Consider the following 3,069-nt stretch of genomic DNA (forward strand, 5'->3'; position numbering starts at 1 on the left):
GCGCCAAGGTCTCGGCGCTATCCGGCGGCGAGCGCAACCGCCTGCTGCTGGCGCGCCTGTTTACGCGGCCGGCCAACGTGCTGGTGCTCGATGAGCCGACCAACGATCTCGATATCGAGACGCTGGAGTTGCTCGAATCGCTGCTGCAGGAATATTCGGGAACGCTGTTTTTGGTCAGCCACGACCGCGCGTTTCTCGACAATGTCGTGACCCAGGTCATCGCGTTCGAGGGCGCCGGCAAGCTGGTCGAATATGTCGGCGGTTACGCCGACTGGCAGCGCATAAAGCAGCCGCAAGCAAGCGAACCGAGGCGCGAAAAAGTGGCCCCGGCGGGGATCAAAAGTCGGGCGAAGCCAGCCATTGAACGCGCGAAACTGAGTTACAAGGAAACGCGCGAGCTGGAATCGCTTCCATCCCGCATTCAGGCGCTTGAAGACGAGCAGCGCGCGATCAGCGAACAGTTGTCGGACGCCGGTCTGTACCAATCGCAAGCAGAAAAAGTCGCGAGGCTGCGCGAGCGTTTCGCGGAAACAGAAGAAGAATTGATGGCCGGGCTCGCTCGTTGGGAAGCGCTGGAAGCGAGGCAGTCGGCGAGTGCCGGTTGATACGTTTTCAGATCCGAAAATGCACCGATCCGCAGCTCACCCGCAAGCGTTTCCCGGTGTATGCTAAAAAGTGGCTGGCAGTCCTGCCCGCCGCAAACCTCAGGAGAACAATAATGGACGAACTCATCAACATGGTCGCGCAGCGGACCGGCCTGGCGCCGGAGAAAGCAAGGACCGCCGTCGATACCGTCGTGGGATTTCTGAAAGACAAGCTCCCGGCGCCTCTCGCCGGGGCAAATTGACAGCGCACTCGGTGGCAGCGGTGGGGGCGGGCTCGGGGATGCCGCGAAGAATCTCGGAAGTAAGTTCGGGCTCTAGCTATCCAGGTGACGTGTCAAACCCGATGAGTGCTCATAACATGGCCTTGTGCGGGTGGGAACTGCAAAAAAAGGGGAACCGCTACTTCCCCCCTTTAATAGGGCGAGAGCGAAGCGAGGGGGTCGAGGGGATTTGCAATACGGCCTTCAAATTTCCCCCCGCTCCCTTTTGCAAAGGGTGGAATTCGGCGATGTTACGGGTCGCAATTGGCGCATTGTTCAGCAGAGCTATCGCAGCGATTTGCGCGTCGAAACGTGAGATAGGCCGGCCGGTTGCGGCGGTTCTGCTGCGCGCTGCTCGTGCCGGTGAGCGTTCGTAATAGATCGAACCCTTTGCTCAGGTGAGCGATTGCTTCCTCCGTGCGCGTTTCGCGAGAGCGCATTGCGGGCCGCCTGCTTGCGATAGCGCATTGCCTGTTTCAAATCTCCGCCCTGCTCGAAGTGCATGGCCAGTTCTGCCGCAATCTCTCCCGATCGCTGCGCATATCCGGCCGCCAGGCGTTCCGCAATCTGGCTGTGCAAACGCACCCGCCGGGCGGCGCTCACCCGTTTGTACAGGACTTCGCGGTACAGCGCATGGCGAAACCCGTAACGCCCGCTCACCGTACCGTCCGGCCACTCCGCCAGGCCGCGCGCGTCGATGAACTGTTCCCGCCGGACGAGCTCTTCGCATACGGTCTCGGCAGCGTCGGCGCTGGTCGGCAACCCGGCTGTGACGCTCGCGACCGCGAATTCCACGCCGGCGATGCTCGCCACCTCCAGACATGTTTGTTCCTCTTTCCCCAGGCGCGTGAGTTGAGCTTCGATCAGGTCGCGCAGTCCGGACGGTATCGCGGCTTCGAGCGCACTCATTTCAAGCGGCGTCGGCAAAGCGTGCGCAGTCTCCAGATAGTCCGCCACCTGCACCATAAACAGCGGATTCCCTTCGGTACGCCGATAAACCGCCGCGGCGAACTCTCGTGCCCGCCCGGCAAATCGCTGCTCGATGTACGCCTGCACCGCCTGCGCGGTCAAATACCCCAATGGCATTTCGCTGGCCGCGCCGCGCGCGACCAGCTCCTGCTTGGCGCTCTTCAACGGATGATTGGCGACGATCAGATCGACCGGCCGAAACGTCGCGATCACGAGCAAGCGCGCGGCTTGCCGCCGCCGCGCCAGCATGGTGAGCAGATCCAGGGTGGGAATACCGCTCCAGTGCAGGTCTTCGAGCACCAGCACCAGCGGCTGCTCCGCGGCCGCGGCTTCGAACACCTCGACGATCTCGCGCAGCATGGTTTCGCGCGTGCTTCCCGGCATCTTGCGCCGCAACGCGATGTGCTCGGCATCGCTCAGCACCGACGGCAGTTGTACGAGCCAGGTGGGGGCATATCGACGCAACAGCGCGACCAGTTTCTCGCCATCGGATTGACGGCACAGCCGGCCCAAGGCTTCGAGGACCGGCATGTACGCTTCGTGCGGCCCGTGGTGTTCGTTGTATTGTCCATGGGCGAGCCAAAGGCTGGCGGCGATCGATCCGGGGTTTCGGCCAGCGATGTCCCGTCCCTGCTGCAGTTGCGCCAGCAGGGTCTCGACCAATCCGGTCTTGCCTATTCCCGCTTCGCCCGTGATGAACACGAGCTGACGTTGTCCGCAAAGGGCTTTGGCGAACGCGCCGTGCAAGCGCTCGAGCTCAGCTTGTCTGCCGACGAAAAAAGCAGTCGCTTGCCAGGCTGAATCGGATTGGGGAACAGAGTTGGCGACCGACGGGATAGCCGTGACTTCGGCGATGAACCGGTAGCCGATCCGGTGAACCGTGGCTATGTAATGCGGCACTTTTGGGTCGTCGCCGAGCGCGTGACGCAGGTCGCGCAGGCAGGCGGTGATGGCGCCCTCGGTGACCACCGTCTTCGGCCATACGGCGGCGAACAATTCCTCCTTGCTCACCACCTCGCCGGCGTGCAGCAGCAGTTCCCACAGCACAGCCAGGGCCTTGGGCTGCAGGGGAATTGCCTGGGTGTTTCTGCGCAGCGGTCCGTGCGGCCCCGCGATGCGATACCGTCCAAAACGAACTGCCTCGGTTGCTGGCACCGAATTCCCTCCTCGTCTTTGCCGCTTTCGGAACCGTCCGCCATTCGGAACCGTCCGGCGCGACAAAGAGGGTATGTGCG

2 protein-coding genes are annotated in these 3,069 nt (G+C 62.6%); one reads left to right on the plus strand and one right to left on the minus strand.

All coding sequences use genetic code 11. The annotated features are described in order from the left end of the window. Positions 1-605 (plus strand): ATP-binding cassette domain-containing protein (locus tag H0V78_00130; protein MBA2350234.1); only part of this gene is annotated, 605 nt, incomplete at its 5' end. 545 nt (positions 606-1,150) lie between these two features. On the opposite strand, the gene H0V78_00135 is transcribed toward H0V78_00130, so the two are convergent. Then, on the minus strand, positions 1,151-2,989 hold the full coding sequence (locus H0V78_00135) for an AAA family ATPase (protein ID MBA2350235.1): 1,839 nt from the start codon (positions 2,987-2,989) through the stop codon (positions 1,151-1,153). Between the last annotated feature and the right edge of the window lie 80 nt (positions 2,990-3,069).

The organism is Burkholderiales bacterium (assembly GCA_013695435.1).
Taxonomy (GTDB): Bacteria; Pseudomonadota; Gammaproteobacteria; order Burkholderiales; family JACMKV01; genus JACMKV01.